The 501-nt window shown below is 70.1% G+C and carries 1 protein-coding gene; it reads right to left on the reverse strand.

What is annotated here, in order from left to right; all coding sequences use genetic code 11:
- Nucleotides 1-501, reverse strand: a 501-nt coding sequence (locus tag ACOADB_RS12625; RefSeq protein WP_378598901.1) for a hypothetical protein, incomplete at both ends; no start/stop codon positions are given.

Here is a 501-nt window from a genome sequence, read left to right on the forward strand (position 1 = left end):
GATGGTCAGGGCCTCGTCGGCGTCCGGCACGACGTTCGTGAACCGGTCCGAGTCGCCGAGGGTCTCCTTCGGGTCGACCAGTTCTTCGAGGTAGCCGGTGCTGGGACCGATCACGACGCCGTCGTCGGTGCGCAGCGACGCGAGGAACTCGTCCCCGTCGGGCTCCAGCGTGGCGCGCAGCTTGCCGAGTGCGGCTTCGATGGCGGCCGGGTCCCCGGTGACACGGGCGGCGATGGGGAAGGTCTCCGTCTTCTCCGAGTCGAGTGCCTTGCCGAAGCCGTCCTTCGCGGCGAAGACGATCGTGTCGCCGCCGAGGGCTTCCAGGTCCTTCGGGGTGAGACCCGTGGACTTCTTGAAGCCGGCCAGCAGGTCCGCCTCGGTCCCGCCCATCCCGAAGTAGCCGCCTGAGCCCGTGACGGTGTCCTCGGCCCAACCGTCAGCGAACCCGCCGCCGAAGGCCACCGCAGTGTCCGCCGGGAGACGGCTGATCACCCGCTGTGC

It is taken from the genome of Nocardioides sp. CPCC 206348, from assembly GCF_048654705.1.
In the GTDB taxonomy this organism is placed as follows: domain Bacteria; phylum Actinomycetota; class Actinomycetes; order Propionibacteriales; family Nocardioidaceae; genus Nocardioides.